Source organism: Glycomyces harbinensis (genome assembly GCF_900101745.1).
Classification (GTDB): domain Bacteria; phylum Actinomycetota; class Actinomycetes; order Mycobacteriales; family Micromonosporaceae; genus Glycomyces; species Glycomyces harbinensis.
This window is the reverse complement of record NZ_FNAD01000001.1, coordinates 44331-71272: the sequence shown is the minus strand read 5'-3', so window position 1 is coordinate 71272 and position 26942 is coordinate 44331. Positions and strand designations below refer to the sequence as shown.

The 26942-nt window shown below is 70.9% G+C and carries 22 protein-coding genes; 12 read left to right on the top strand and 10 right to left on the bottom strand.

Annotation, left to right across the window (positions count from 1 at the left end; all coding sequences use genetic code 11):
- The first annotated feature begins 196 nt into the window (after positions 1–196).
- Positions 197–2485 carry a Gmad2 immunoglobulin-like domain-containing protein gene (locus tag BLQ63_RS00305; RefSeq protein ID WP_218124955.1) on the top strand — a complete coding sequence of 763 codons (2289 nt, stop codon included), beginning with the start codon at positions 197–199 and terminating at the stop codon, positions 2483–2485.
- Positions 2486–2595: 110 nt separating this feature from the next.
- On the opposite strand, the gene BLQ63_RS00300 is transcribed toward BLQ63_RS00305, so the two are convergent.
- The 5 genes from BLQ63_RS00300 to BLQ63_RS00280 form a co-directional block, all read right to left on the bottom strand.
- Positions 2596–4173, bottom strand: a complete 1578-nt coding sequence (locus BLQ63_RS00300; protein ID WP_091027170.1) for a ricin-type beta-trefoil lectin domain protein — start codon at positions 4171–4173, stop codon at positions 2596–2598.
- 158 nt (positions 4174–4331) lie between these two features.
- Entirely contained in the window at positions 4332–6383 is a 2052-nt protein-coding gene (locus tag BLQ63_RS00295) for a beta-galactosidase (protein WP_218124954.1), read from the bottom strand.
- Between the two features lie 176 nt (positions 6384–6559).
- A complete protein-coding gene (locus BLQ63_RS00290; RefSeq protein WP_091027168.1) occupies positions 6560–7456 on the bottom strand; it encodes a DUF1996 domain-containing protein in 897 nt (298 codons plus the stop codon).
- A 56-nt stretch (positions 7457–7512) separates the two neighbouring features.
- Complete coding sequence (locus BLQ63_RS00285; protein ID WP_091027167.1) at positions 7513–9690, bottom strand: discoidin domain-containing protein; 2178 nt, start codon at positions 9688–9690, stop codon at positions 7513–7515.
- A 29-nt stretch (positions 9691–9719) separates the two neighbouring features.
- On the bottom strand, positions 9720–11570 hold the full coding sequence (locus tag BLQ63_RS00280) for a coagulation factor 5/8 type domain-containing protein (protein ID WP_091027166.1): 1851 nt from the start codon (positions 11568–11570) through the stop codon (positions 9720–9722).
- 214 nt (positions 11571–11784) lie between these two features.
- On the opposite strand from BLQ63_RS00280, the gene BLQ63_RS00275 reads away from it, so the two are divergent.
- On the top strand, positions 11785–12816 hold the full coding sequence (locus BLQ63_RS00275) for a LacI family DNA-binding transcriptional regulator (protein WP_091027165.1): 1032 nt from the start codon (positions 11785–11787) through the stop codon (positions 12814–12816).
- 36 nt (positions 12817–12852) lie between these two features.
- On the opposite strand, the gene BLQ63_RS00270 is transcribed toward BLQ63_RS00275, so the two are convergent.
- Entirely contained in the window at positions 12853–14091 is a 1239-nt protein-coding gene (locus BLQ63_RS00270) for an endo-1,4-beta-xylanase (RefSeq protein ID WP_091027164.1), read from the bottom strand.
- 200 nt (positions 14092–14291) lie between these two features.
- Between BLQ63_RS00270 and BLQ63_RS00265 the strand changes: the two genes are divergently transcribed.
- From BLQ63_RS00265 to BLQ63_RS00250, 4 genes are read left to right on the top strand one after another with little or no spacing between them, the layout of a single operon-like run.
- Entirely contained in the window at positions 14292–15287 is a 996-nt protein-coding gene (locus tag BLQ63_RS00265) for a LacI family DNA-binding transcriptional regulator (protein ID WP_091027163.1), read from the top strand.
- Positions 15284–16633 (top strand): ribokinase, encoded by a 1350-nt coding sequence (locus BLQ63_RS00260; protein ID WP_091027162.1) that lies wholly within the window; start codon positions 15284–15286, stop codon positions 16631–16633. Before BLQ63_RS00265 ends, BLQ63_RS00260 begins: the two co-directional genes overlap by 4 nt.
- Positions 16630–17067: an RpiB/LacA/LacB family sugar-phosphate isomerase gene (locus tag BLQ63_RS00255; RefSeq protein ID WP_091027161.1), complete on the top strand. Its 438-nt coding sequence runs from the start codon at positions 16630–16632 to the stop codon at positions 17065–17067. Before BLQ63_RS00260 ends, BLQ63_RS00255 begins: the two co-directional genes overlap by 4 nt.
- 50 nt (positions 17068–17117) lie before the next feature.
- On the top strand, positions 17118–18446 hold the full coding sequence (locus tag BLQ63_RS00250; protein ID WP_091027160.1) for an MFS transporter: 1329 nt from the start codon (positions 17118–17120) through the stop codon (positions 18444–18446).
- Positions 18447–18506: 60 nt separating this feature from the next.
- Here BLQ63_RS00250 and BLQ63_RS00245 read toward each other — a convergent pair whose 3' ends face one another.
- Positions 18507–19271: an NAD(P)-binding domain-containing protein gene (locus tag BLQ63_RS00245; RefSeq protein WP_091027159.1), complete on the bottom strand. Its 765-nt coding sequence runs from the start codon at positions 19269–19271 to the stop codon at positions 18507–18509.
- Between the two features lie 129 nt (positions 19272–19400).
- Between BLQ63_RS00245 and BLQ63_RS00240 the strand changes: the two genes are divergently transcribed.
- A complete protein-coding gene (locus BLQ63_RS00240; RefSeq protein WP_091027158.1) occupies positions 19401–20099 on the top strand; it encodes a GOLPH3/VPS74 family protein in 699 nt (232 codons plus the stop codon).
- A 50-nt stretch (positions 20100–20149) separates the two neighbouring features.
- On the opposite strand, the gene BLQ63_RS00235 is transcribed toward BLQ63_RS00240, so the two are convergent.
- Positions 20150–20518 carry a nuclear transport factor 2 family protein gene (locus BLQ63_RS00235; protein ID WP_091027157.1) on the bottom strand — a complete coding sequence of 123 codons (369 nt, stop codon included), beginning with the start codon at positions 20516–20518 and terminating at the stop codon, positions 20150–20152.
- Positions 20519–20617: 99 nt separating this feature from the next.
- Between BLQ63_RS00235 and BLQ63_RS00230 the strand changes: the two genes are divergently transcribed.
- A complete protein-coding gene (locus BLQ63_RS00230) occupies positions 20618–21484 on the top strand; it encodes an alpha/beta fold hydrolase (RefSeq protein ID WP_091027156.1) in 867 nt (288 codons plus the stop codon).
- Positions 21485–21562: 78 nt separating this feature from the next.
- On the opposite strand, the gene BLQ63_RS00225 is transcribed toward BLQ63_RS00230, so the two are convergent.
- Both BLQ63_RS00225 and BLQ63_RS00220 read right to left on the bottom strand, forming a co-directional pair.
- Positions 21563–22747, bottom strand: coding sequence for an FAD-dependent monooxygenase (locus tag BLQ63_RS00225; RefSeq protein WP_091027155.1), 1185 nt, complete (start codon positions 22745–22747; stop codon positions 21563–21565).
- The gene (locus BLQ63_RS00220) at positions 22744–23358 is read right to left on the bottom strand and encodes an acyl-CoA-like ligand-binding transcription factor (RefSeq protein ID WP_091027154.1); all 615 of its coding nucleotides are present in this window, start codon (positions 23356–23358) and stop codon (positions 22744–22746) included. Before BLQ63_RS00220 ends, BLQ63_RS00225 begins: the two co-directional genes overlap by 4 nt.
- Before the next feature lie 198 nt (positions 23359–23556).
- Between BLQ63_RS00220 and BLQ63_RS00215 the strand changes: the two genes are divergently transcribed.
- The 4 genes from BLQ63_RS00215 to BLQ63_RS00200 all read left to right on the top strand — a co-directional run bounded on the left by BLQ63_RS00215 (position 23557) and on the right by BLQ63_RS00200 (position 26930).
- The gene (locus BLQ63_RS00215; protein ID WP_091027153.1) at positions 23557–24390 is read left to right on the top strand and encodes a CPBP family glutamic-type intramembrane protease; all 834 of its coding nucleotides are present in this window, start codon (positions 23557–23559) and stop codon (positions 24388–24390) included.
- Complete coding sequence (locus tag BLQ63_RS00210) at positions 24387–25535, top strand: sensor histidine kinase (RefSeq protein WP_091027152.1); 1149 nt, start codon at positions 24387–24389, stop codon at positions 25533–25535. Before BLQ63_RS00215 ends, BLQ63_RS00210 begins: the two co-directional genes overlap by 4 nt.
- Positions 25532–26191, top strand: a complete 660-nt coding sequence (locus BLQ63_RS00205; protein ID WP_091027151.1) for a response regulator — start codon at positions 25532–25534, stop codon at positions 26189–26191. Before BLQ63_RS00210 ends, BLQ63_RS00205 begins: the two co-directional genes overlap by 4 nt.
- A gap of 70 nt (positions 26192–26261) precedes the next feature.
- Entirely contained in the window at positions 26262–26930 is a 669-nt protein-coding gene (locus tag BLQ63_RS00200) for a DNA alkylation repair protein (protein ID WP_091027150.1), read from the top strand.
- The last annotated feature ends 12 nt before the right edge of the window (positions 26931–26942 follow it).

Genomic DNA, 26942 nt, shown 5'->3' with positions numbered 1-26942 from the left:
ACGTAACATCAAATTCCGCAAGCCCCTTGACACGAACGTTCCGCGCCCTGCACGATGTTCGACGAACCGTTGATAATGCGAATTATCACTCCGGCGGTCTCAAAGACGGCTCCGAACCGGCCCTCCTCCGGCCGCCGCGGGGCCGCGCGAACAGCATGGGAGACAGACGATGACGTCTGACCACAGCACACATGAAATGACGCGCCGCGGACTCCTCGGCGCCACCTTCGCCGCGGGGGTCTTCCTCGCCGCCGAAGCCAGCCCGATCGAAGCCTGGGCCGCCGAGGGCGACGTCCAGATCTCCGCGAGCGGGGTGAGCGTCCTCGCGAGCGTCGGAGGACGCGTCGCCATCCGCGACGGCCAGGGGACGGTCCGCTCGGCGGGCTCGAAGTTCCAGGTCAAGGACTCCGCCGCGGGCGTCCAGATCTCCACCGGCGGGACCCCGACCCTCACCTCGCTCGCGGACGGCACGCCCGCGATCCGGATGGACTACACGATGCCCGCCGCGGCCGGCGCCGTGACCGTGTACGGGCTCTTCACCGTGTCCACCAACCACGTGCACCTCGAATGGCACGTCACGGGCCCGAGCACGCTGGTGGCCGACGGCTTCATGTTCAGCCGCGCGATCCAGAACCCCACCGAGGCGGACGAGTACGTCGCCGTCACCGAGTGGGTCCGCGACGCGGGCGGCGGCATCCCCTACGAGGCCAAGGTGGGCGTCGCCCACGCCTCCACCTGGGGCGAGCTCCACGGGCTGCTGCTCCTGCAGCGGTCCAAACAGGACTGGACCAACGCCACCTGGGTCCACTCCCCCGGCGTCCCGCAGGCCGACGGGAGCCTCATCAGCCGGGCGGAGTTCTTCTTCACCACCGAGCGCCCCTCGGCGGCGGTCTCGATCGGGACCAGCCGCGAACTGGGCGTCGAGGTCTGGACCGACCAGCCCTTCAACCTCTGGGAGGCGGCCGGGGCGACCGCCACGGTCAAGGTGCAGGTCGCCAACGGCACGCAGAGCGCCCGCGACGTGGACCTCTCCTGGTGGGTCAGGGACTTCAACGGCAAGCGGCTCGTGAACGCCACGGCGACGGGCACCGTCCCGGCGGCGTCCACTTGGGAGCACTCGTTCACCGTGGGCGCGCCCGCCGCCGGCGTCGCGCTGGTCGAGGTCGTCGCGGCCTCGGGCGAGGACGAGGCCTTCGCCCGCACCAACCTCGGCGTGCTCGGGCCCTACTCGTACCAGGCCGGGGCCGAGAGCATGTTCGGCATCGCGAACTACCCCTGGCTCCAGGTACCGTCGGCCGACGCGGTCCTGGACCTGTGGCAGAAGGCGGGCGCCAACCGGGTGCGGATCTCCTACGAGGGCGGGCCGGGCCTGCCGCCGTCCGAGTTCGACGCGCGCGGCATGATGCACAACATCGAGCTCCAGCCCTCGCTCGACGTCACGGACGCGGAGGCGGCGCAGTGGGCCGCCACGTACACCGACAAGGCGATCGCCGCGGGGGCCGACTACTTCGAGGTCGGCAACGAGCTCAACCGGCCCTTCAACACCGGGGACGCGGCGCAGGCGTACATCGACAAGGTGATGCGCCCGGTGCGCGACTACCTCGACGCCTCCGGCAAGGACGTCAAGCTGCTCAACAACGGCCTCGCGGGCATGGACGAGCCGTGGGTGGAGAACTTCATCGCGGGCGGCGGCTGGGACATGATCGACGCCTTCGCCTACCACCCCGGCCGCGGCAACTTCACGCCCGACTACATCCCCAGCGGCGAGGACTGGGACGCCGGGACCAACGGCATCTACTGGAACTTCCTCGGCGGGCTGCGCAAGCTCCAGGCCCTGATGGACCAGCACGGGCACAAGGACATCTGGCTCACCGAAGCCTACGCGTGCACCCGCCCGAACGGGTGGTGGAACGACACCTACCGGCAGGCCGCCGAGAACATCTTCCTCACGCTCGCGATCGCCAAGGCCGAGGGGATCAAGGGGGTGCTCTGGTACCAGTTCCACGACAGCGTGCTCGGCATGCCGCAGGTCGCCGACCCGGAGAACGTGGAGTACCACTTCGGACTCATGAACCGGGACGTCAGCCCGAAGCCGTCCCTGCTGGCGTACGCCAACGCGGCGCGCACCCTCGACGAGGCCACGCCCCTGGGCTGGCTCCAGTTCGCGAACCCGAAGACCAAGGGCCTCCTGTTCGACACGCCCGCAGGTGAAGCGGCCGTGCTCTGGAACCGCGCCGACGGCTACCTCCTCAACGCCGACCACGACCCGGGCGGGCGGCACTTCCCGGCCCCCGAGGTCTGGGTCGACCACTGGCCGACCAAGACCACGCTGAACGTCAAGTCCGCCGGATCGACGCTGACGCAGGTGGACTGCATCGGCCAGCGCAAGACCGTCAGGGCGTCGGGAAGGCGGGCGGCGGTGGTGCTCGACGGCGCGCCGCGCCTGTTCATCGGCACGAACCTGTCGGCGTCGCTCGCCGCCTAGCGGCGTTCCCGGGCTTCTCTGGTGAGAGAGGGCGAAGGGCCCGGCGGACTTCGGTCCGCCGGGCCCTTCGGCTCGGGTCCGCCTGCCGCGCAAGGCGAAGCGGTCCGTCGCTAGTAGACGCTCGATCCGATCCAGTCGTCGTAGCCGTAGCCTGCGGGGTCGGCGTAGTCGCGGTCGGCGAGCGTGAAACCGCTCGCGGCGGTGCCGCAGGCGGTCAGCTCGAGCGGCTTTCCGGTTCCGGTGCCGTCGAAGCCGAGGCACAGGTCCGCGTGGCCGACCGGGTGGACGCCGTCGCCGCTCACCTGGAACTGCTGGTTGAGGCCGCCGTTGCAGTCCCAGAGCACCACGGGGGTCCCGGCCTGCATCCGGCCGCCTTCGACGTCGACGCAGCGGTCGTGGCTCAGTTCCACGTGCAGCGACCGCTCCTCCTCGTCGTACCAGAAGCCCTGGTTGCGGCCGCCATGGCAGTTCCATGAGACCAGGTCGGTGCCGTTCCTGGAGTCGTAGCCCTCGGCGTCGGCGCACAGTCCGCTGGAGCCGTTCTTGAGGTCCTTGAACTCGAACAGTCCTTCGTAGAGTGTGGCGCCGTTGGTGCTGGCGGGGTCGACGCAGGTCGAGGTGTCCCAGTCGGGGTGCTCGTAGAACTCGGTGATGCACTGGGCGAAGGCCCCGTGGCCGAGGTAGTTGGGGTGCAACGACTGCCGGAAGGCGTGTTCGGAGGGCAGGACGCCGACCTCGACGTACACGCCGCGGGCCCAGGGCTGGGCCTCGCAGACGCCGTGGCCGTCGAAGAGGCGCTGCGCGTTGAGGTAGCGGACGCCCTTGCCGAGCGCGGCGTCGCGGATGCCGTCCTCGAAGAGCGGGACGGCCTTGTTGCGGGCGAAGGCCGCGTCGGCGAGGTAGAGCAGGCACCCGCCCGAGTACCAGCCGGGGAAGTCGGGGTTGTCCTCGACGTCGGGGCCGCCGGGGCTGGGGTAGGACATGACGACCATGTCGTAGTCGGTGCCGAGGTAGCCGGCGTCGGTCATGGTCTGGCGGACCGCGTCGATCGCGGTCTCCACGCCGTCCTGGGTGACCTCGACGCGGGCTTCCCAGTCCTCGGTGTGGTCGGGCCAGCAGGGGCCGAGGAACAGGATGCGGTTCGTGACGCACTCGGTGGCGGTGGGTCCGAACTGGATGCCGCCCTCATCGTTGGCGCCCACGACGATCCACACGAGTTTGACGTGGGTGTTGCGGGCCTTGACGGCGAGGTTGTCGCCTTGGTTGAGCTCGTTCCACTGCTGCTGGCCGGAGCCTTCGACCAGGTGCGGGGAGGCGCCGCCGGAGCAGGCGACGTTGTACTGGACGTCGCTCTCGATGCCGGTGCGGAAGAGGGCCTGGTCGTACGAGCGGTCGCACCAGTTGCCGTCTTCGTGGGTGCCGTCCTCGTAGTTGCCGACGCCTTCGCCGGAGATCTCGCTGTCGCCCATGGAGACCAGGGAGGTCTTGCGGTCCTCTAGCGGGAGGATGTCGGTGCCGCCGTAGAGTTCGGCGGCTTCGGCGGCCCGGATGGTCTCCAGGTGGTCGGGCAGGGGGACGATGTCGGGGCGTTCCTGGGCCTGGGCCGGGACGGCCGCTGTAGACAGTGCGAGGGCGGTCAGCGCAGCGGCGGTGAGGATCGCCGTCGAGCGTCTCGGGGGTGTGGACATGGCAGTCTCCTGTTCGGAAACATCGCTGTCGATGAGTTGTAGCCAAGAGGTTACCGATACCCGTCAGTAATGTGAAGGTTGCGAGGGATGCCAGTTTTCGTCGTATGCACGGCTAAAGGGCCGGGCGCGCACGCCCGGCCCCTCCGTTCACTCGTGACTCAGGATTCGTTGCCGCCCTTGCGGGGCCGCTCGAGGATCGCGGTCCCGTGCGGGCCCAGTTCCAGGGCCTCGCCGTCGAGGTCGACGGCCGCGGCGGTCGGGTTGAAGTTGAGCACGAACACGTGGTCGCGGACGCCGTCGCTGCGGACCTGCGCGGTCACGCCCGCGGGGAGGTCCGCGTCGAGCGCGCGCTCGACGCCGGTCTCCGCGACCACCTTGCGGTAGAAGTCGTCGAGGAAGTCGGCGCCGGTGCGGGCGGCGATGAAGTAGGCCTTGCCGTCGCCGCGGCGGTTGACGGTGACCGCGGGGCGGCCCGCGTAGAAGTCCTCGCCGTAGGTGCCGAGGACTTCGGCGCCTTCGGCGTGGATGAGCTCGCACAGCTCGAAGGCCTCGTATTCCCTGCCGTCCCAGCTGATCGCGTTGCGGTCGTCGGGGTAGAGGGCGTCGATCTCCTCGGCCCAGACGCCGAGCGTCGCGCGCAGGGGGCCGGGGAAGCCGCCGAGGAACGTGCGGTCGTTCTCGTCCACATAGCCGGAGGCGTAGGTGGCGACGAAGGTGCCGCCGCGCTCCACGAACGCGTTCACGGCCTCGGCCACGCCGGGCCGCAGCATGTAGGCCATGGGGGCGACCAGGACCTTGTACTCGTCGAGTCCGCCCGGCTCGGCGATGAGCGAGCCGTCGAGGACGTCGACCGGGACGCCCTGCTCCCAGAACGCCTGGTAGTGGTCGATCACGGTGCGCGCGTAGGCGGTCTGGCCCTGGAGCAGGCCCTTCATGTCGTCCAGGGCCCAGCGGGTGTGCCAGTCGTAGACGAGGGCGACGTCGGCGGGGGTCGCGGTGCCCACGACGGCGTCGAGCCCGGCGAGGCGCTCGCCGACCGCGGCCACGTCGCGGAAGACGCGGGTGTTCTCCGAGCCCTCGTGGTCGACGATCGCGCCGTGGAACTTCTCGGAGCCGCCGCGGCCCTTGCGGAACTGGAAGTACTGCACGGTGTCGGCGCCGTGGGCGACGGCCTGGGTCGACTGGAGCATGTGGACGCCGGGGCGGTGGAGCTTGGCGACCGGGCGCCAGTTGGTGGCCGACGGGGAGGACTCCATGAGCATGAACGGCTTGCCCTTGAGGCTGCGCGTCAGGTCGTGGTGGAAGGAGGCCTCGGCGCCGGTGCGCACGTCGCTCCCGGTGCCGCTCCACTGCGGGTAGGAGTCCCAGGAGACGACGTCGAGGACCTGGGCGAGCCGGTAGTAGTCGATGCCCGGGTAGGTGCCCATGAGGTTGGTCGTGCGCGGGACCTCTGGCGTGATCGCCTCCAGCGGCGCGGCCTCGTGGCGGTAGAAGTCGACGAACTGCTCGGTGGTGAACCGCATCCAGTCCAGGTGGAGGCCGTGGATGTCCTGCTCGCCGCGCCCGTTCGGGCTCGGGGACTCGATGTGCGACCAGTCCGAATACGTCTTGGCCCAGAAGGCGGACCACCAGGCCTGGTTGAGGGCGTCGAGCGAGCCGTACTTGTCCTGGAGGAACGCGCGGAAGCGCTCCTGGCACAGGTCGCAGTGGCACTCGCCGCCGTACTCGTTGGAGAGGTGCCAGACGCCGAGCGCGGGGTGCGTCCGATACCGCTCGGCCAGCGCGGTGTTGATCGCGGTGGTCTTCTCGCGGTACACCGGCGAGGTGAGGCAGTGGTTGTGGCGCCCGCCGTGGCGGTTGCGGGTGCGGTCGCCGTTCACGCGCAGGACCTCGGGGTACCGGTGGCTCATCCAGCCGGGGCGGGCGCCGGTGGGGGTGGCGAGGACGGCGGTGATGTCGTTCTCGGCCATGAGGTCCATGACCTCGTCGAGCCAGCCGAACTCGTAGCGCCCCTCTTCGGGCTCGAGTGCGGCCCAGGCGAAGATGCCGACCGACAGGGTGTTGACCCCGGCGAGCCGGGCGAGGCGCATGTCCTCCTTCCAGACGGCGTCCTTCCAGGGGATCCACTGGTCGGGGTTGTAGTCCCCGCCGTGGAGGAGGTGGGGGACGCCCTTGACGATGGGGGCGTGTCTCCAGGTCTTTCGGCTCACGAGGTGTACTTCCTTGGGTCGGCGCGGTGGTCTCTGCGGTGACTTTACCGGTACACATCGTAGGTGGGCGCAGCCGTTTGTCAACCCCGAATCCATGTGGTGAACCGCCGGGCGCGGACGACCGCCGGACGGCGCGGCGCGCCCGGCGGTCGTCCCCGGTCCCCAGGGTCCGGGGGTCAGCGGATGAGTTCGTAGTCCTCGTCGAGGACCTGGCCGCGGTCGGGCTTGTAGAGGTCGTAGCCGCGGGAGTCGCACTGCAGGCCGCCGTTGATGCAGTGGTCGACCATGGCGGCGAGGGTCTCCGGCTCCCAGGCGTTGAAGAAGTCGTAATGCCACGATTCGCCGCCGCCGCTGGCGAGACGGACGTCGGTCATGTCCCCCTGGACCGGCCAGTGGATCTTGAACTCGATCATCGGCACCGCCACCGGGTGCGAGGGCGGGCACGACCCGCCGACCGGATAGGCCATGTGGCTCTTGTGGTTCGCGGAGTCGAGGTTCACCCCGTCCCAGCAGCTCGGCGACTGGTAGCGGATGTTGAGCCACGAGCTGCAGTTCGCGGGGATGTCCCAGTTGTGGAAGCTCTCGCCGCACTCGTAGCCCTCGACCTGGCCGGGGGCGTTCGCGAACTCCTCCTCGGTGGCCATCATGTCGCCCGCGACGAAGCGCAGGCCGGGCGGGAACGGCTCGACCGTCGTGTAGTCCTCCACGCCCGACTTGTAGTAGACGACGAGGTGCCAGTCGGTGAGGATCGGCTGGTCGCCGCGCAGGAGCGTGGGGAACCAGTACGCGGAGCGGTCGGCGGGGACGAGGCAGGTCGTCTCGCCCTGTTGGAGGGAGTCGAGCGTGGTGTGCGCGTCGACGTCGGTGTTGCCGATGAAGGTGTGGTTGTGGGAGGCCCCGGGCTGCCCGGGGTAGACGATCGGGTCGTCGTTCGCGGTGTGGTTGATGGTGCAGTTGGCCTGGAACTCGTGATGGGTCACCAGGTCGTCGGCCGTGGCGTTGGGGGCCACGATGAGTGCCGTGACGGCCGCCGCGAGCGCCGCCCCGGCGATCGCGACGAGACGCAGTCGCATCTCGGTCTCCTTTCGTTGGGGCGGGCCGCTTTCACGGCCCGCCCGGGGTGGGTTCGTCAGGTGTAGACGCCGAATTCGTAGAGCGAGACGCCCCACTCGGTGGCGCGCTCGTCGCACAGGACGCGCACGTAGCGGCCCGAGGCGGTGAGCTGTATGGTGTCGGCGCCGCCGTTGGCGCCGGTCGCGGTGTGGACGGTGGTCCAGTCGGATCCGTTGTCGGAGACCTGGATCCGGTAGCCGGTGGCGAAGGCGGTCTCCCAGACCAGCTGCACCGCGTCGAAGTCGCGGCGCGCGCCGAGGTCGACGCGGAGCCACTGGCCGTCGGCCCATTCGCTGGCCCAGCGGGTGGCGAGGTCGCCGTCGACCGCCGCGGCCGGCGTGTGGCCGCCCCACTCCTGGAAGGTGGACGCCTCGGCGGGCTTGCCGAGGGCGAGGTTCTCGCCCTCGACGTCGGGGAGCGTGACCGCGAAGGAGCGGCTCTCGACGCCGACGTTGCCGTGGCCGTCCTCGACCCAGACGTAGAGCTTCCACACGCCGAGGATCTCGGGCGCCCGGATCGTGACGGTCCCGTCGCCGTTCACCGTGTAGTCGGCGAGCAGCATGTCCCAGGAGCCGTTGATGTAGGCGCTGTTGACCATCGGGATGTACTCGAGGGCGTCGCCGTCGGGGTCGGCGACGTCGAGGTCCACGGTGAACGCCTCACCGCCGACGACCGGGCCGTCGAGCCCGAGGTCCATGCCGGTGATGACCGGCGGCGTGTTCGCCTGCGGGGTGCCGCCGTAGGCCTCGGCGACCGCGTAGTAGGACAGGCGGCGGTTGCCGCCGGGGATGAGGTTGAACCAGACGCCGCCGAAGTCGCCTTCGGTGCCGAAGTGGAACATCGTCGCGCCCAGGGCCACGCCCTCGTGGCCGGTGACGCAGTCCCAGGCCTGGCCGTAGGCGGCGGCCTTGTCGACGTCGCTCGGCTCTGCAGGCACCCCGTTGGCGTCGTCGGGGACCTCCCATTCGCCGGCCGGGCCGGCCTCGGTGATGACGTACGGCCGGTCGTAGCCGCCCGCCTCCCAGGCCTCCTGGACGCCGCAGACGTCGCCGTAGGAGTTGACGGCGAGCAGATCGAGGTCCGGCGAGTTCGCCTCGTAGTACGGCCAGGCGCCGGTCCAGGCGTCGGTGGAGGTCACCGGGTGGTCGGCGTCGATGCCGTGGATCGCCACGGCGACCTCGTTGACGAAGGCGGTGTAGGCGTTGCGCTGGGCTTCGAGCACGTCGCCGCTGTAGCAGTTCTGGAGGCCGAGCACGGACTCGTTGCCGACGTTCCACATCAGGACCGCCGGGTGGTCGCGGTAGGTCTCGACCCAGCCGGTGATGTCGCCGAGCGCCTGGGACTTGTAGGCGGTGTCGGTGGTGTAGTCGATGCAGCCGCCCGAGCCCGGTCCGCCGCCGGGCAGGAGCCAGAACCCGAGCATGACCTTGACGTCGTGGGCCGCGGCGGCGTCGAGCAGCGGCAGCGAGGAGCCGTCGGTCCCCCACGTGCGCAGCGTGTTCACGCCCATCGAGGCGAGCTCGGGCATGTGGGTCGCGGCCTCGGCGGTCGAGGGCCCCCACGTGAGGCCCTTGACGGTGAACGGCTCGCCGTCCACGGTGAGCTGCCAGTTCCCTTGGCCGCCTACGACTTCGACGGCGGCGGGGCCGTCGGGGACCTCGTTGTCCCCGCCCGCGGCGCAGCCGTGGACCTCGAAGGTCCACAGTGAATAGCCGTAGCCGCCCGCGCGCTCGAGGCCCTGCATCCGCACGTAGCGGCCGGTGGCGTCGAGGCTGATCGTCTCACTGCCGCCCCGGCCGGCGTCCTCGGTGTGCGCGGTGGTCCACGAGGAGCCGTCGGCCGACACCTGGATCTCGTAGGCGGTCGCGTAGGCGGCCTCCCAGACCAGTTCGACGCGGGTCAGGTCGAACACGTCGCCGAGGTCGACCTGGATCCACTCGTCGTCGTTGAACTGCGAGGACCAGCGGGTGCCCGGGTCGCCGTCGAACGCGGCCGACGCGGGCGTGTAGTCGGCGCTCTCCTCGGACGAGGCCGAGGCGGGCCGCTGCTGGGACAGGAGGGCCTCGTCGTCCTGGGCCTGCGCGGGGCTCAGGGCCACCGCCCAGGCGGCCGCCGCGCAGAACAGGGCGGTCAGCATCGCGATGGTCCGCCGGGACCGCCGCGTCACTGCTCTTCGTGTCGGTGCTCGTCGCATCGTCGCTCCTTCAGGGGAAAGGAATGGGATCACGGGTGGGACACCACGTAACTGGTGAATGTGGACTCGTCTACCTGCGCGCCGGTCTCGTTGACGACGCGGCGGATCGTGCCGACGCCGCCGAGGGACACGCTGACCAGGCTGGTGAGCCGGATGCCGTTGTGCTCGGGCACTTCGAAGACCCTGTCGCACACGACATCGGGGTTGACGTTGAAGAAGCAGTAGCCTCCGCCGCCCCACAGGGCGTGCTCGGCCACGGCGTCGTCGACCTTGTAGGAGGCCCAGCCGAGGCCGCCGTCGCGCCAGGCCGCCTGGTCCGGCGGGTCGTAGGGCATCTCGTTCTGGAAGAAGTAGGTGCGGCCGCGCTCGCCGGCCCAGACCACCTGGTACTCCTGGTAGTGCTCGGCGAAGAGGCCGTAGGCGGTGACGTCGTCGCCGTGCACGGTCATGCCGGTGGCGGCGGGGTTGACGTCCCAGCCGATGCCCTCGCCGTGGTCGCCGCGCCACAGCCACAGGTGGTCGGCGATCACGTGGCGGCTGTTGATCTCCAGGCTCACCTTCGCGGCGCCGGGGTGGGCACCGCCGATGCGCGCGAACAGGTCGTGCAGCGAGGTCGGGTCGGCGCTGTGGTCGGCCGAGGAGCCGGGGGTCCCGACCTGCACCAGCACGTCCGATTCCGTGTCGCCGGCGTCGATGAGGAGCCCGGCGAGGACGACGCCGTCCACATCGGCCACGGCGATGGCGGTCTGGCCCGCGGTCGGGATGATGGTGGCGAGTCCGAGCCCGAGGACCACGGTGCCGGGCGCCGACACCTGGAGGGTCTGGTCGAACTCGTGCACGCCTGGGGTGAAGAGCAGGTGGCGGCCCTCCGACAGCGCCTGGTTCACGACGGCGACCTCCTCGCCGGGGTTCACCACGTAGAACTCGGCGAGCGAGATCGACGTGCCCTCAGGGGAACCGCCCTCCCAGGTGGTGCCCGAGACGTTGCGCCGGATCGCGGGCTTGAACACCCGGAACTCGCCGTCGGAGGCGGTGTAGAGGAACGGCTTCTCGCGGATCACCGGCGTCTGGGCGACGACGGTGTGCGCGGGGTCGGGGAAGTGGTGCGCGGGAGCGCCTTCGACGCCGACGAACACCATGTTCCAGTTCGATCCGTTCCAGCCGCCCTGGAGGTTCGAGTTGCGGGTGAAGAACTGCTGCTGCGAGCCGGAGACGACCGCGCCGGAGAAGCGGGAGTCGGCGAAGTACCCGCCGGAGGACCAGCCGATGTAGCCGTCCCACAGCTGCATCTCCACGGTCTGGAGGTCGATGCGGCGGAACGGGGCGGCCTGCGAGACGGCCCAGCGCGCGATCTGGCCCTCGGGGCTGCGGACGGTGAGGTTCTCCGCCGAGCGCCAGAAGTTCTGCGTCGCATTGCCTTTGTAGTTCGGGTCGTCGCCCTGGCCGAGCCAGTCGGCCTCGACCCTGATGTGGCCGTTGATGACCACGTCCCCGGGGAGCAGCCCGAGACCGGCGACCTGCGTGTAGAACCGCAGGTCGATGTCGGCGGCGTAGGTGCCGGGGCGGAACAGGACCGCGTGGCGCTCGCGGCCGAACTGGTTGGTGCGCATCTGGTCGGTGATGGCGTCGACCGCGCTCTGGATCTCCGCGGCCGGGGTCGATTCGTCGAAGACGCGGGTGTTGGGGCCGAGGTCGGGGTCGTAGGCGTCGGTGGGAGGGAGGAGGTCGGTGGCCTCACCGCATTCCGACGGGGGTTGGGCCTGCGCTCGGGCCAGCGAACTGCCGGCGCCGATGCCCGCGGCGACGGCCACCGCGGCGGCGCCGCCGATGGCCGAGCGGCGCCGCAGACGGCGGCCGGTGGTCGGGAGTTGTTCCTGCATATGGGCCTCCAGGGAGGTTGGATGAGGAGAGGAACGGGCGGAAAATGGGAGAGCGCTCTCCCATGATGCTCATGCTAAACCCGGCATTTCGAGATTGTCAAGTTCTTCGATATCTTGGAATCGGCCGGAATCGTCGTCGTTTTCGGCTGGTATAAGACCGACTGCGGTCTTCTTGACGGGAGAGCGATTTCCAAGAGTGTGCTATAACTGGGCGATGAGCGCTGATCCCTCACCGACCCTTGAGGACGTGGCGCGCGTCGCCGGCGTCTCCCGTGCGACGGTCTCGCGGGTCATCAACGAGACGCGCAACGTCGCCCCCGACATCCAGGAGGTCGTGCGCCGCGCCGTCGCGGAGACCGGCTACGTGCCGAACCGGGCCGCGCGGTCGCTGGTCACCCGCCGCAGCGAGGCGGTCGGCGTGGTCGTCGCCGGCACGGACCTGAGCGACAGCCTCAACGCGGGCCAGTTCCTCACCGACCCGTTCTTCGGGCGGCTCCTGACGGGCATCATCGGCGCGCTGAAGCCGCGCGGGATCTTCCCGGCGCTCATGCTCGCCGAGGACGAGGCCGACGACGCCGCGATCACCGCGTACTTCAAGCAGGGCAACGCCGACGGCGCGCTGCTGGTCTCGACCTTCCCCGACGAGCGGCTGCCCGAGATGCTCGACGCCGTGGGCCGGCCCGTGGTGCGGTTCGCGCGGCCAGCGCGGACCGGGCCGGTGAGCTATGTGGACCTCGCGCACCGGGAGGGCGGCCGGATGGCCGCCGACCACCTGGCCTCGCGCGGATGCCGGCGGCCGGTCGCGATCACCGGCCCCCTGCGCATCCCGGCCGCGCAGGAGCGCCAGGCCGGGTACGAGGAGGGCTGGGCCCGTCACGGGTGCGCCTTCGTGCCGTCCTCGGAGGGCGGCTTCACCTACGACAGCGGCGAACTCGCCATGAAGGAGCTGCTCGACCGGGTCCCCGAACTCGACGCGGTGTTCGCCGCGAGCGACCTGATGGCCCAGGGCGCCATCCATGTCCTGCACGACCGGGGGCGGCGGGTCCCCGAGGACGTGGCCGTCGTCGGCTTCGACGACAGCGCCCCGGCCCGCCTCAGCCGGCCCGGCATCACCACGATCCGCCAGCCGCTGGAGGAGATGGCCGCCGAGATGGTGCGGCTCCTGCTCGGACGCATCGAGCACCCGTCGCCGGACCCGACCTCGGTCATCTTCGACCCGGTCCTGGTCGTCCGCGAGTCCGCCTGAGCCGCAGGCGTTCCGCCGACCGGACGCCCGCCCCGGTCAGATCTCCAGCGTGAGCCGCTGCTCCCCCACCTCGTCCAGTGCGAAGTCGATCTCCTCGCCCCGCCAGGTGATGCGGTAGTCGCCCAGGAAGCCGCTGACGCGCAGGCGCCCTTCGGCGTCGGTGGCGACCGTGGTCGGGCGCTGTCCCCACTCGTCGTTGACGAGGTGGTGGAGGCGGTCGTAGGAGGGCTTGGCGGTGCCGTCGGCCCGCACGAAGCCGCCCGGTGCGCCGAGCCAGCCGCCGTCGCTCATCCCCCAGTAGGTGATCGCCTCGACCGCGGGGTGGGAGACCAGGGTCCGGTAGTGGCGCTCGATCTCGTCGGCCTGCCGCGCTTCGCCTTCGGGGGTGCTCGGCCACGAGTCGATCTGGTAGTCGTTGAGGTCCTCGATCTCGGGCGGCATGACGTGCCCGGAGAGCAGGGTGGTCTCGGTGAAGTGGATCGGGAGCCCGTACCGGGAGAACCGGTCGAGGATCGACAGGGTCTTCTCCTCGCCCCAGTAGCCCTGGTGCATATGGCTCTGGAGGCCGAGGGCGTCGATCTTGATCCCGGCTTCGAGCACGCCCTCGATGAGGCATTCGAAGGCCGCGGACATGTCGAAGTCGTTCAGGAGCAGGACCGCGTCCGGGTTGGACTCTCGGGCGGCGTCGAAGACCATGCGCACCATGGGAATGCGTCCGATGTCGCGGCACAGCCTGGTGATGCCGTTGTCGTACTTGTCGAAGATCGGCATGATGACGACCTCGTTGATGACGTCCCAGGTGTCGATCACCCCGGCGAAGCGGGTCGTCTCGCGGCGGATGCGGTCGGTCTGGGCCGCCGCGATGGCGGCGTTGTCGAGGTCGAGGAGCCAATCCGCGGTGACCGTGTGCCAGGCGAGCGGGTGGCCCTTGACGGTGTGCCCGCGCCCGGCCAGCCACTCGGCGCCCTTCACGAGGCGATCCGTGTCCGGCTTGCCGCGCTCGGGTTCGAAGCGGCCCCAGTAGAACGGCAGGGTCGCGAAGTTGAACAGGCCTTCCCACTGCTCGAGCAGGCGTTCGTCGCGCTCCGGGTCCTCGGAGGTCCCGCTCGCGTAGTCGAGGAATTCGAAGCCGGTGCAGCCGAACAGGAACCGGTGCCGGACCTGGCGCAGTTCGACCTCGTGCCCGGCCAGCGGCTCCCCGTCGCGCACCAGCGTGACCTCGGCGTCGGCGACTCGGTGGCGGCGGATCTCGCGATTGTCGGAAATTCCGGTCATGTTTTCAACACTTTCCATGGAAGTTTCGAACGATGCGGATATTCCAACAGGTGCGCGGCCCCGCGTCAAGTGCGAACTCCGCGAACGGTGAACGCCCTCGTCGGCGGGCCGCGCCGGACCCGGGTTGCGGTCGGCAGTGGTCGGCGTTACGATGGAAACGTTTCCGCCATGGAATCGTTTCCACGACGAGGTGAGGCATCTTGGCCACGATCAAAGACGTCGCGGCGCGCGCCGGCGTAGCCGTCGGCACGGCGTCCCGCGTCCTCAGCGGCAGTCCGCAGACGTCCCCCGACTCCCGCAGCCGCGTCCTCGCCGCCGCCCGCGAACTCGGCTACATCGCGAACGGCCCGGCCCGCTCGCTGCGCCGCGCCCGCACCGACGTGCTCGGGCTGCTCGTCTCGGACATCCGCAACACGTTCTTCTCCGAACTCGCCCACGCGGCCGAGCAGGAGGCGCGCGCCCACGGGTACACCCTGCTGCTCGCCAACGCCAACGAGGACGCCGAACAGGCGGACGCCGTGATCGACGCCTTCGCGTCCCAGCGCATCGACGGCCTGCTGCTGTCGCCGCAGGGCCCGAAGAACCCCCGCCTGGAGGCCCTGATCGCCTCGAAGCTCCCGGTCGTGCTGCTCAACCGGTCGATCGACGGCGTCGACCTCCCGCTGTACGGCACCGACAACGCCGGGGGCGTCGCCCAGGCGCTCGCCTGGCTCCAGCGCCGCGGGCACCGCGACGTCGCCTTCGTCGGCGGCCCCGAGAGCTTCTCGACCGGTGCCGAGCGGCACGACGCCTACCTGGCCGGGCGCGAAGCCCACGGCATCAGCACCGACGACGCGCTCATCGACGCCGGGGACTTCCTCGCGGACGGCGCCGCCGAGGCCATGCTGCGCATCCTCGACCGCGGCACCCGGCCCACCGCCGTGTTCGGCGCCAACGGGCAGACCACGCTCGGCGCCATGCGCGCCCTGCGCGAACGGCTCGGGGCCGAAGCGGCCTCGCGCATCGAGATCGTCTCCTTCGACGACGTCGAGTGGTTCGCGTTCACCTCGCCGCCCGTCAGCGCCGTCTGCAACGACGCCCCCGAGATCGGCCGCGCCGGCGTGCGGGGCCTGCTCGACCTCATCGGCGGCGGCACCGCAACCTCGCAGCGCATCGCGACCTCGTTCATCGACCGCTCGGAAGGAGACCGCGCATGAGCGCCCCGGATGCCCTCCGACGAGCGAACACGAACGCTCCGACCGAATTCGCACGGCTCGGCGAACCGGAGCGAGCATCCGCAAGCGGGCCGACACCCGAGGCCGGAGCGGTGCTCCGTGGACTCCCCAGCGCGCCAACGGATCCCGCACCGGCGATCGGCAGCGCCGGGCGACTGCGATGGGGCGCTTCGACCAAACCCGCGCTGTCGGCCGAGGCGGGCTCCGCGGGCCACCCGTCGGTCAGCGCCGCTACGGTACCCGCGCCCTCGGCTGAAGCGAACCCCGCGGGCCGCCCGCTGGTCAACGCCACTCCGGTACCCGCACCATCGGCCGAAGTGGACTCCGCGGGCCGCCCGCTCGCTCGTAACCGCGTGCTGGTGGTCGGCAGTATCAATATCGATGACGCCGTGCGCGTGCCGCGCTTCCCTGCACCCGGCGAAACGCTCAGTGCGCGGTCCGCCGACACCGCGCTCGGCGGCAAGGGCGCCAACCAGGCCGTGGCCGCCGCCCGGGCGGGGGCCGACGTGCGGATGGTCGGCGCGGTCGGCGCTCAGGACGGCACCGCGGTGCTCGCCGCACTCGAAGCCGACGGTGTCGACGTCGAAGGCGTCACCCGCCTCGACGGCGTCCCGTCAGGCCGCGCCTTCGTGTTCATCGACGACGCCGCCGAGAACTCGATCGTCGTCGTCGCCGGCGCCAATCACGCGATTCCCGAAGCGGCCGTGCGGGAAGCGTGTACCGCGCTGCGACCGGGCGACGTGCTGCTGCTCCAGAACGAGGTCCCGGCCGAGACTTCGCGCCTCGCCGCCGGTCTCGCCCGCGAAGGCGGCGCTTCGGTCGTCTGGAACGCGGCCCCCGCACCGGAGTCCTCAGAGGAACTGGTTGATCGGCATGACCTCCTCCTGGTGAACGAACATGAGCTCGGCCGGATCGCAACCCTACTCGGGGTCACCGACACTTCACTCGAACCGCTGCTCGGCAAGGTCGCCGCGGCGATCGGCGCCGACGTCATCTGCACTCTCGGCGACGAGGGCGCGGTCTACCGCGTCGGCGGCGAGACGGGCCGCGCGGCGGCGCGGCAGGTCGCGGCCGTCGACACCACCGCCGCCGGCGACACGTTCGCCGGCTACTTCGCGGCGCTCGCCGACCTGCCGCTCCCCCAGCGGCTCCGACGCGCCCTCGACGCCGCGTCCCTCGCGGTCACCAGGCCGGGAGCCTCCACGTCGATTCCCATGAGGGCCGACGTCGAGGCGCTCGACCGGTACCCCGGACCTCCGGAGCAGATCTCTGCAGAGGCCGGATCCGAAGCGCCCGAAGAGAACACCGTCGAAAGGACCACCCGATGAAGATCGCGCTCGGCGCCGACCACGCAGGCTTCCCCATGAAGGACACCGTCAGGGCCCTCATCGAAGGCCTCGGCCACGAGGTCGTCGACTGCGGCACCGACAGCACCGACCCGGTGGACTTCCCGGACATCACGGAGGCCACCTGCCGACCGGTGATCGAAGGGCGGGCCGACCGCGCCGTCCTCGTCTGCGGCACCGGGCAGGGGGCCGTCATGGCCGCCAACAAGCTCCCGGGCATCCGGTGCGGGCTCGCCCACGAGCCGTACTCGGCGCACCAGGCCGTCGAGCACGACGACGCCAACGCCATCGCCATGGGCGCCTGGCTCGTCCCCCACGCGCTGATCCCCGACATCGTGCGCGAGTTCCTCGACGCCGTCTTCGACGACGACGAGGACACCCGCCGCCGCGTCGCCAAGCTCAACGCCCTCGATTAGCCGGCTCCGGCCGGCCGTCCACCCGTCCACCCCGATCAAAGGAGATCCCCATGTCGCAGGCAGGAACCGCGACCAAGAGCAGCCCGCTCGGCTCGAAGGACCGCGTCAAGACCGCCTTCGCCGCCGCCCTCGGCACCAGCGTCGAGAACTACGACTTCATCGCCTACGGCACGGCGGCCGCGCTCTACTTCGGCCCCGTGTTCTTCCCCTCCGAGGACCCGCTGGTGAGCACCCTGCTCGCCTTCGCCACGCTGGCGGTCGGCTTCGTGATGCGCCCGCTCGGCGGCGCGGTCGGCGGCTACCTCGGCGACCGGTTCGGCCGCAAGCCGGTGCTCGTCGGCGCCATGATCGTCATGGGCGCCGCGACCTTCGCCATCGGCCTGATGCCGACCTACGCGCAGATCGGCGTGGCCGCGCCGATCATCCTCACGGCGATCCGCATGGTCCAGGGCCTCGCGTTCGGCGCCGAGTGGGGCGGGGCGATCACGATGGCCTACGAGCACGCGCCGTGGCACCGGCGCGGCATGTTCGCCGCCATCCCCCAGTCGGGCAACCCGCTGGGCATCGCCCTCGCCAGCGGCATGTTCGCCTGGAGCTCGACCTTCGAAGGCGACTGGCAGTGGCGCACGCCGTTCCTGTTCAGCGCCGTGCTCGTCATCGTCGCGCTGTTCGTGCGCTCGCGCCTGTCCGAATCGCCGGAGTTCCAGGAGGCGCAGGCGGCCGGGAAGACCGAGAAGAACCCGTTCCTCGCGACCCTGCGCAACGACTGGCGGGGCATCCTCCGCGTGATCGCCCTGCGCGTCGTGGAGTCCTTCGCGTACTACTCGACGGCGACCTACCTGCTCAACTACATCACCGAGCGCGAACCCGAACTGCGCTCGGTGGCCCTGGGCGCCATCACGGCCGCGAGCATCACGGCGATCGCCGTGACGTTCCTGGCGGGCAGCCTCACCGACCGCATTGGCAGGCGGCCCATCTACATCGCCGGCTGCATCGCGGCGGCGCTGTTCGCCTTCCCCATGTACCTCTTGACGAACCAGGGTGAACCGGTGCTGGTCGTGACGGTGTTCATCATCGGCATCGGCCTCATCCACGCCGCCCTCACGGGCACGCAGGGCGCGCTGCTCACCGAGCAGTTCCGCACGGCGACGAGGACTTCGGGCGCCTCGCTCGGATACCAGATCGCCGCCGCGATCGGCGGTTTCGCGCCGCTCCTGGCGGCCGCGCTCGTCGGCGCGTTCGGCTGGCCGGGTGCGTCGCTGCTGTACCTGGGCGCCGCGCTCGTCGGCCTCGTCGGCATCCTCGTCACCAAGGAGACCTGGGGTCGCGCCGAACGCGAGCGGGTGAACGCGCTCGTCGCGGAGGCGCGCCGGGCCTGACCGGCAGGAACGCGTGGAGGCGGGCCCGTTCGGGCCCGCCTCCACGCGTTCGTCGCAGGTTCAGTCGCGGTCGAAGGAGGCCAGGAGGTCGTCGAGGGACTCGGCCAGCGCGTCGGCGTTGGGGTCGAACCAGGCGGTGCGGATCCGCTCGTTCAAGCCGCCGGGCGTCTCGTGGTTGGTCGCGAGCTCCTGCAGCGAGCGGTCGTGGTCGCCGAGGCTGCGGCCGAGGTTCTGGAAGAGGCCGCGCAGGAAGCGGTCCGCGTCCTCCGGCGCGATGCCCTGCTTGACCGCCCAGGAGGAGAGCGCGGTCAGGTAGTGGTAGTGGGTGGAGAGCGTCGCGGTGAGCGCCTGGAGGATGTCGAGCTCCGACTCGTCCCGCAGGGGCTGCGCGCCGCCGAGGGCGTCGAAGAGCCGGTTCACCACCGGGTGGGACGGGTAGGTGACGGTGATCGAGCGCCGTTCGCTCACGGCGGGAAGCGGTATCGCCTTCACGATCTCGGCGTCGGTGCCGAGCGTCCGCCGCAGGTCGTCGTTGGAGATCCCGCCCATCACGTTGAGCACCAGCTTCTCCGGTCCGACTCGCAGTCCTTCGAGCGCGGTCAAGTCCTGCGGCCGGACCGCGATGACCACGAGGTCGGACCGCTCGATCACGTCCTGGTTGTCCGCGCACACGGTCGCGCCCGCGTACCGTTCGGCCAGTTCGGCGGAGGTCCGTGCGCCTCGGGGGGACAGGAGCACCTGCGGGGGATCCGCGACGCCTTCGCACATCCCGGTGACCAGCGCCTTGCCGATCTCGCCCACGCCGATGATCCCGATTCGCTCCATACCCGCCGACTCCTTCGCCGTTCGTGCTTCCAGTGCCAGCGAAATGTACCCGGGTGGACCGGGCACGGCCATGGGCCGGGTTTCCCGCATGCCCTCGACAGGTTCGCGGACTTGAGGCAGACTCCTGGCATGGAATCGCCGACCGACGGAACGTCGACGCTCATCGTCGAAGACCTGCTCCTGCTCCTCCTCGACGACGAGAAGGGGTACATCGCCGGGGAGGGGACGCTGTACTACCCGCTGGGCGGCGCGGTCCTGATCGAGCTCGCGCTCGACGGGCACGTGCGGTTCGAGCCGGCGCAGCGCAAGTTCGCCGCGGCGAAGGTCCATGCCGTGGAAGGGCGGCCGCCGTCCGATCCGATGCTCGCCGAGGCGTATGAGGTCGTCGCGAAGAAGCCGCGTACGGCCCAGGAGCTGCTGATCCTGATCGGCACGAAGCTGCGCGTGCCCGTCGCGGACCGGCTGGTCGAGCGCGGCCTGGTGCGGCGGAACACGAAGAAGGTGCTGGGGCTCTTCCGTTCCACCTCCTGGCCCGCGGCCGACGTGCGCCACGAGGCGGAGCTGCGCGAGCAGATCGAGGCGGTGCTCGTGGAGGGCCGGGACCCCGATCCGCGGACCGGGGCGGTCATCGCGCTGCTGGCCGCGAGCGGGCAGATGCAGCAGGTCCTCGAGTACCCCGAGCTCTCATGGACGGCGCTGGGGAAGCGGGCCGACGCCATCATCGAGGGGAACTGGGCGGCCGAGGCGGTCAAGGACGCGATCGTGGCGACGAACGCCGCGATCGTCGCGGTGACCACCGGGACCGTGGTCTCCATCGTGACCCAGTAGGCCGGTCGCCTACTGCGGCAAGGGCCTCGGGTCGTTTCGCAGTGGTCGGCTCAGTCGGGGATCGGCGTCTGCTGGTACAGGGCCAGCCGCCACCCGTCGGCGGTGCGCACGTACGCCGAGGACATCAGGGCCTCGAACCGCGTCTCGGAGCCTTCGCGCCAGGCCCGGCCGGTGTAGACGAGGGCGGCGGCCCCCTCGCCGAGCGGGACGAGGGTCGCGTCGGTGAGTTCGTAGCCCGCCCAGGGCGGGGCGTCCCGGAGGGATGCGGCCGCCTGCGCCCGGTCCATCGCGACGCCGTGGGCCAGGACCATGCGGCCGTCCTCGGTCATGCGGGAGCCGTAGAACGCCGCTCCGGTGCCCTCGCACAGCGCGTCCCAGCCGGAGCGTTCGAGCGCGAGCAGTTCGTCGAAATCGGTCATGGCCTCACCGTAACCGCGGTTCGGGAAATCCGTGCGGCGATGAATCCGTTGGTCCAGGCTCGTCTTACCCGAGGAACCCGTTTCGAGTGAGGAGTCACCATGACCGAGCCCCGATCGCACACCCTGGAAGCGCCCGGAGCCGTGCTGCACTACGACGTCCGCGAAGGCGCCGGCGACGGCTCGCCGACGCTGCTGGCGGTCGGCTCGCCGATGGCCGCGGCCGGCTTCGCGACGCTCGCCTCGCACTTCGCCGACCGCCGCGTGGTCACCTACGACCCGCGCGGGGCCGAGCGGAGCGCCCGCACCGACGGCGCCGCCGAGTCCACGCCCGAGGAGCACGCGGACGACCTCCGCCGGCTCATCGACGCGGTCGGCGGCGGTCCGGTGGACCTGTTCGCGACCAGCGGCGGCGCGGTGAACGCGCTCGCGCTCGTGACCGCGCATCCGGAGCTGGTGCGCACGGTCGTGGCGCACGAGCCGCCCTCGCCGAGCGAACTGCCCGACCGCAAGGAGGCCATGGCCGCCTGCAAGGACATCCAGGACACGTACCTGGCCTCCGGTTTCGGTCCGGCCATGGCGAAGTTCATCGCGCTGGTCTCGTACGACGGGCCGATCACCGCCGAGTACCTGGCGCAGCCCGCGCCCGACCCGGCGGCGTTCGGCCTCCCGACCGAGGACGACGGCAGCCGCGACGACCCGCTCGTGGGTCAGAACATCGTCACGTGCAACGCCTACGAGTACGACGTGGACGCGCTGCGTGCGGCCTCGACGCGCATCGTGCTCGGGGTCGGCGCCGATTCGGGCGAGACCCTGGCCGCCCGCGCCCCGCGCGCCCTGGCCGAGCGCCTCGGCATCGAGCCGACCGTGCTCCCGGGCGACCACGCCGCGTACCTCGGCGGCGAGTACGGCCAGACCGGGAAGCCGGACGAGTTCGCCGCGGCCCTGCGCGAGGTCCTCTCGGCGTAGTGGCCGCGAGGTCTTGTCGTAGCGATTCGGGCCCGTTCCGTGGATTCACGGGACGGGCCCGTCGTCGCTGCGGGCGCGTCACCGCTCGTCGAGGGCGATGGCCTCGGACGCCTTGGAGAGCTTGGTGTCGAACCGGCTGAGGAACGACAGGAGCGGCCCGGATTTGAGCAGGGCGTCGCGGGCCGCGATGCCCAAGCGCGTGCGCGGGGCGATGAACGCGAGTCCGGGGTCGGCGATCGCCTGGTTGGCGCTCACGTACGGGCGCATGCGCCGTTCGTAGGCGGTGAGCGCGGCCTCGGGCGTCGCCTGCCGCGCGAGTTCTTCGGCGAGCACGTACGCGCCGACCAGGGCGAGGCTCGTGCCCTGCCCGGACATCGGCGAGGGGCAGTGGCCGGCGTCGCCGAGGAGGGCGACGCGGCCCTTCGACCAGCCGCCCATGTGGATCTGGGTGACCGAGTCGAAGTAGAAGTCCGCCGCGTCGTCCATGTCGGACAGGATCTGGTCGGTCTCCCAGCCCGCCCCGGCGAACACCGCGCGCAGGTGCGCGCGCTGCTCCTCGGGGGTGCGGCGGTCGATGTCGGTCTCTGCTTCGGTGCGGTGCAGCAGCAGTGCCTTCGCGCCCTCGGACCGGTGGGTCTGGTACAGGCCGGCGACGCGGCCGGGGGTGTTGAACAGCCGCGCCTCGCCGCTGAGGTCGAGCCGGTTCGGGATCGTGGCGATGCTGACGTAGCTGCCGAGGAAGCGCCGGTACGGCCGTTCGGGGCCGAACGCGAGGGACCGGACGTTCGAGTGGAGTCCGTCGGCGCCCACGACGAGGTCGAAGGGCTCTGCCGGGGCGCCTTCGAAGGAGGCGGTCACGTGGTCGCCGCCCTGGTCCAGGGCCGTGATGGAGTCGCCGTAGCGGAACTCGGCGTCGGAGGCGGCGTCGCACAGCAGGTGCACGAGGTCGCCGCGGAGGATCTCCGCGGACCGCTCGCCGGGCGCGACCAGTCCGGTGCCGAAGCCGGTGCGGGCCTTGCCTTCCGCGTCGACGACCGAGACGTGCGCGATGCCGGTCGTGGCCGCGCGGATGTCGTCGAGGACGCCGGTCCGCTCGGCCACGTCGACGGCCGCGCCCCGCACATCGACGGCGTAGCCGCCGGTCCGGCGCTCGGGCGCCTTCTCGACGACGGTGCTGCGGATGCCGCGGCGGTGCAGCCAGTGGGCGAGCGCGGGTCCCGCGATGCTCGCTCCGGAGATGAGGACGTTGCGTACGGCGGTCATGGCGGGGTCGCTCGCTTTCGGGGGTCGGTGAAGCCGTGTTCGAGGAGGGTGAGGGCCCGGTCGATGCACTCGTACGGGTGCTCGGCGAACCCGTTGAGGCACCAGTGCCGGATCGCTCCGAGAGCGCCGCCTATGAAGGCGTGCACGAAGACCTGGGTCTCGAGCCGGTCGCCGCGCTCCGGCACGGCGGCCACGATCGCCCGGGACTTCTCGTAGGCGTGGAGGATGAGCGCGGCCTCGATCGCAGGGTGGCGGTAGATGAGTGCGACGCGCCGCCGGATCAGCCGCAGGTCGGCGTCGCTCATGGCCGCGAAGCCGGCGCGCAGGGCCTCGCGCAGCGCGCCGATCGGGTCGGCGCCGGCGAACTGGTCGGTCAGGGGGCTGAGGGTGAACTCGTCCTCCTCGTCCCAGATGACGAGCATCTCCTTGGAGCCGAAGTAGCGGTAGACGGTCCGCGGCGAGACCTCGGCCGCGGCGGCGACCGTCTCGATGGCGACGTCGTCGAAGCCGCGCTCCTCGAACAGGTCGAGGGCGGCGTCCTGGATGCGGTGCATGGCGGCGAGCTTCTTGCGCGCCTGCAGGCCCGGCGGTTCGGCGGCATCGGAATCCATGATTTCAGTATAGGCAGTCACTGCCAGAGGGCAGTGACTGCCTATCGGGTCCGACACGGTCGGTCCCGTCGCGATCACCTGTCCCCCATGGGAGCTACGCGCAGGTGTCAACTTCGCAGGGACGACGCGGGGCCGGCCGATCCGTAGCGTTCAGTGCAGGCGCGGCACCCCTGCCGCGGAACTGTGGAGGGAATATTCATGAGACTGGTGTGGCAACTCCTGGCGATCGCGGTGGTCGCCTTCGGCGGCAACATGGCCATGGTGGCGTTCGAGGAGAACCAGTGGCCGGCCCTGGTGATCGGACTCGCCACGGCCGTGCTCTCGGTGGTCGTCTACCGGTGGATCGTCCGCCTGACGGAGCGCCGCGCGGCCGTCGAGCTCGGCCGGAAGGGCGCGGTCACCGGCACCGGCTGGGGGACGCTGCTCGGCATCGGGCTGTTCGGCCTCGTCATCGTGAACATCGCCTTCCTCGGACACTACGAAGTGGACGGCATCGGCGAGCCCGAGGCCATGATCGGCCTGTTCGGATTCATGGCGGCGGCCTCCGTGACCGAGGAGCTCCTGTTCCGCGGCGTGCTGTACCGCGTCCTCGAGCAGTGGTGGGGGACCGTGATCACGTTGGCCTTCACCGGCTTCGTGTTCGGCATGGTCCACCTCGCCAACCCCAACGCGACCCTGTGGGGCGCCGTCGCCATCGCGATCGAGGCCGGCCTGATGCTCGGCTCCGCATACATCGCCACCCGGAGCCTGTGGGTGCCCATCGGCATCCACTTCGGCTGGAACTTCGCCGCCTCCGCGATCTTCAGCACCGAGGTCTCCGGCAACGGCACCCCGCAGGGCCTCCTCGACGCCGCCACCTCCGGCCCGACGCTGATCACCGGCGGCGACTTCGGCCCCGAAGGCAGCCTCTACGCGGTCGTGTTCGGCGTCCTGGCGACCATCGTGTTCCTCTGGCTGGCAAAGCGTCGCGGTTACCTCGTGCCCCTCCGACGCGCCGCCCGCGCCGAAGCCGTCGCTAGACTGCCCCGGTGAACCAGCTTCGGCGCCTCCCGGAACTGTGGCGTCGACTCGACGTCACGGTCCGGGACCTCCCGCTCGGTCTGCTGCTCGCCGGATTCTCGCTCGTGCCCACCTTCCAGGACCAGGCGACACAGGTCGGCGATCTGCCTTCGAAACCGTTCGGCCCCATGACGGTCGTGGTGCTCGTCCTCCTGTGCCTCCCGCTGGCCGGCCGGCGGCGGTGGCCGGCGGCCAGCCTGGCCCTGGTGGCGCTCGGCTTCATCGTCTCCATGCTCGGCAGCTACCACATCGTCGCCGGCACCGCCCTCCCGATCGCCCTCGTCAGCTCGGGCGCCCACCTGGAGCGGTACCGCCGGACGGCCGGGGCGGTCCTCACGGCGGCCTACATCGCCCTCGCGTTCGCGCTCGTCGAACTCGGCTCCACCGAGGGCCTCGAGGACTTCGTCATGTTCTACCTCCTGGCGGCCGCCGGGTGGGGCGTCGGGGCCTGGCTGCGCGCCACTCGGGCGGCCGAGGTCGAACGCCGCCGGCACATCGCCGAGGCCACGCGCACCGCCGAGCGCACCCGCATCGCCCGCGAACTCCACGACGTCGTGACCCACCATGTGACGGCGATGATCGTGCAGGCCGAGGCGGCCCGGTACCTCACCGGCACGCCCGACCGCCTCGACCAGACCCTGAAGGCCGTCGGCGACACCGGACGGCAGGCCACCACCGACCTGCGGCACCTGCTCGACCTGCTCAACCCCGACCACGGCGAACCCAGGACACCGCCGGTCGGCCGACTGCTCACGCTCGTGGAGCAGACGCGCCGGGCCGGGCAGCCGGTCGAGTTCACCGAGGAGGGCACGCCCGCGGAGTCGACCGGCAGCGCCGACCTCGTCGCGTACCGCATCGTGCAGGAGTCCTTGACCAACGCCCTCAAGTACGCCCACGGCAGCCGCACCTCGGTGCAGGTGAGCCACCGGGGAAGGGAGATCACCGTGGAGGTGAGCACGGACGGCTCCGGCCGCCGGTCCGAGGTCCGCGGCGGCGGGCGGGGACTGGAGGGCCTGCGCGAACGCGTCGACGTCCTCGGCGGCGAATTCAGCGCGGGCGACCTGACCGGCGGCGGATTCGTCGTGCGGGCGCGCATCCCCGCGGGAAGCCCGTCGTGACCGCGCCGATCAGGGTCCTGGTCTGCGACGACCAGATGCTCATCCGCACCGGGCTGGTGACGATCATCGACGCGCAGCCGGACCTGGAGGTCGCGGGCGAGTGCGGCGACGGGCGGACCGCGGTCGACCTGGCCCGGCGCCTGCGGCCCGACGTGGTGCTCATGGACGTGCGCATGCCGGTGCTCGACGGCATCGAGGCCACCCGACTGCTCGCCGGCACCGCGGTCGCCGATCCGGTGAAGGTCCTGGTGGTGACCACGTTCAACCTCGACGAGTACGTCTACGAGGCGCTGCGCGCCGGGGCGAGCGGATTCCTGCTCAAGGACGCGCCGCCTTCCCAACTGCTGCAAGGAATCCGAACCGTCGCGACGGGTGCGGCGCTGCTCGACCCTGACGTGACGCGCGCGCTCGTGGGCAGGTACGCCGCCCGCATCCGCCCCACCGGCGAGGACCCCGCGCACCTGCCCCTGACCCCGCGCGAACTGGAGGTCCTGCGCCTCATCGCCGACGGCCGCTCCAACGGCGAGATCGCCGCGGTCCTGGTCATCAGCCCCGAGACCGTGAAGACCTTCGTGTCGCGCATCCTGGCCAAGCTCGGCCTCCGCGACCGCGTCCAGGCGGTCGTCTACGCCTACCGGCACGGCCTGGCGACCTGACCCCGCATCCGATGCGGATGTCGGCCCCGAGTCGTAGACTGCCCCTCACACGAGAGGGACGGAGACCGAGGTGACGACACAGAAGGACGAGGTCTTGGCCGAACTGGCCGCGCTCGAGGACCCCAAGATCCGCGAGGTCAACGAGCGGCACGGCGACGACCACGGCGTGAACCTCACCAAGCTGCGGGCCATCGCGAAGCGGCTCAAGACCCAGCAGGACCTCGCACGGGAGCTGTGGGAGACCGGCGACGGCGCCGCGAGGCTGCTCGCGCTCCTGATCTGCCGCCCCAAGGCGTTCGAGCGCGACGAGCTCGACGTCATGCTCCGCGAGGCCCGCACTCCGAAGGTCCACGACTGGCTCGTGAACTACGTGGTGAAGAAGCACCCCGGCGCCGAGGCGCTGCGCCTGTCGTGGACGGCCGACCCTGACCCGGTGGTCGCCAGCGCCGGATGGGCGCTGACGACCGAGCGCGTGGCGAAGCGGCCCGAGGGGCTCGACCTCGCCGCGATCCTCGACGTCATCGAGGCGCAGATGCGGGACGCGCCCGACCGCCTGCAGTGGGCGATGAACCACTGCCTGGCCCAGATCGGGATCGACCACCCCGAGTACCGCGCCCGCGCCATGGACATCGGCGAGCGCCTGGAAGTCCTCAAGGACTACCCGACGCCGCCGAACTGCACGTCCCCTTACGCGCCCGCCTGGATCACCGAGATCGTGCGGCGCCGCCAGACCGTGTAGGCGGCGCCCGCA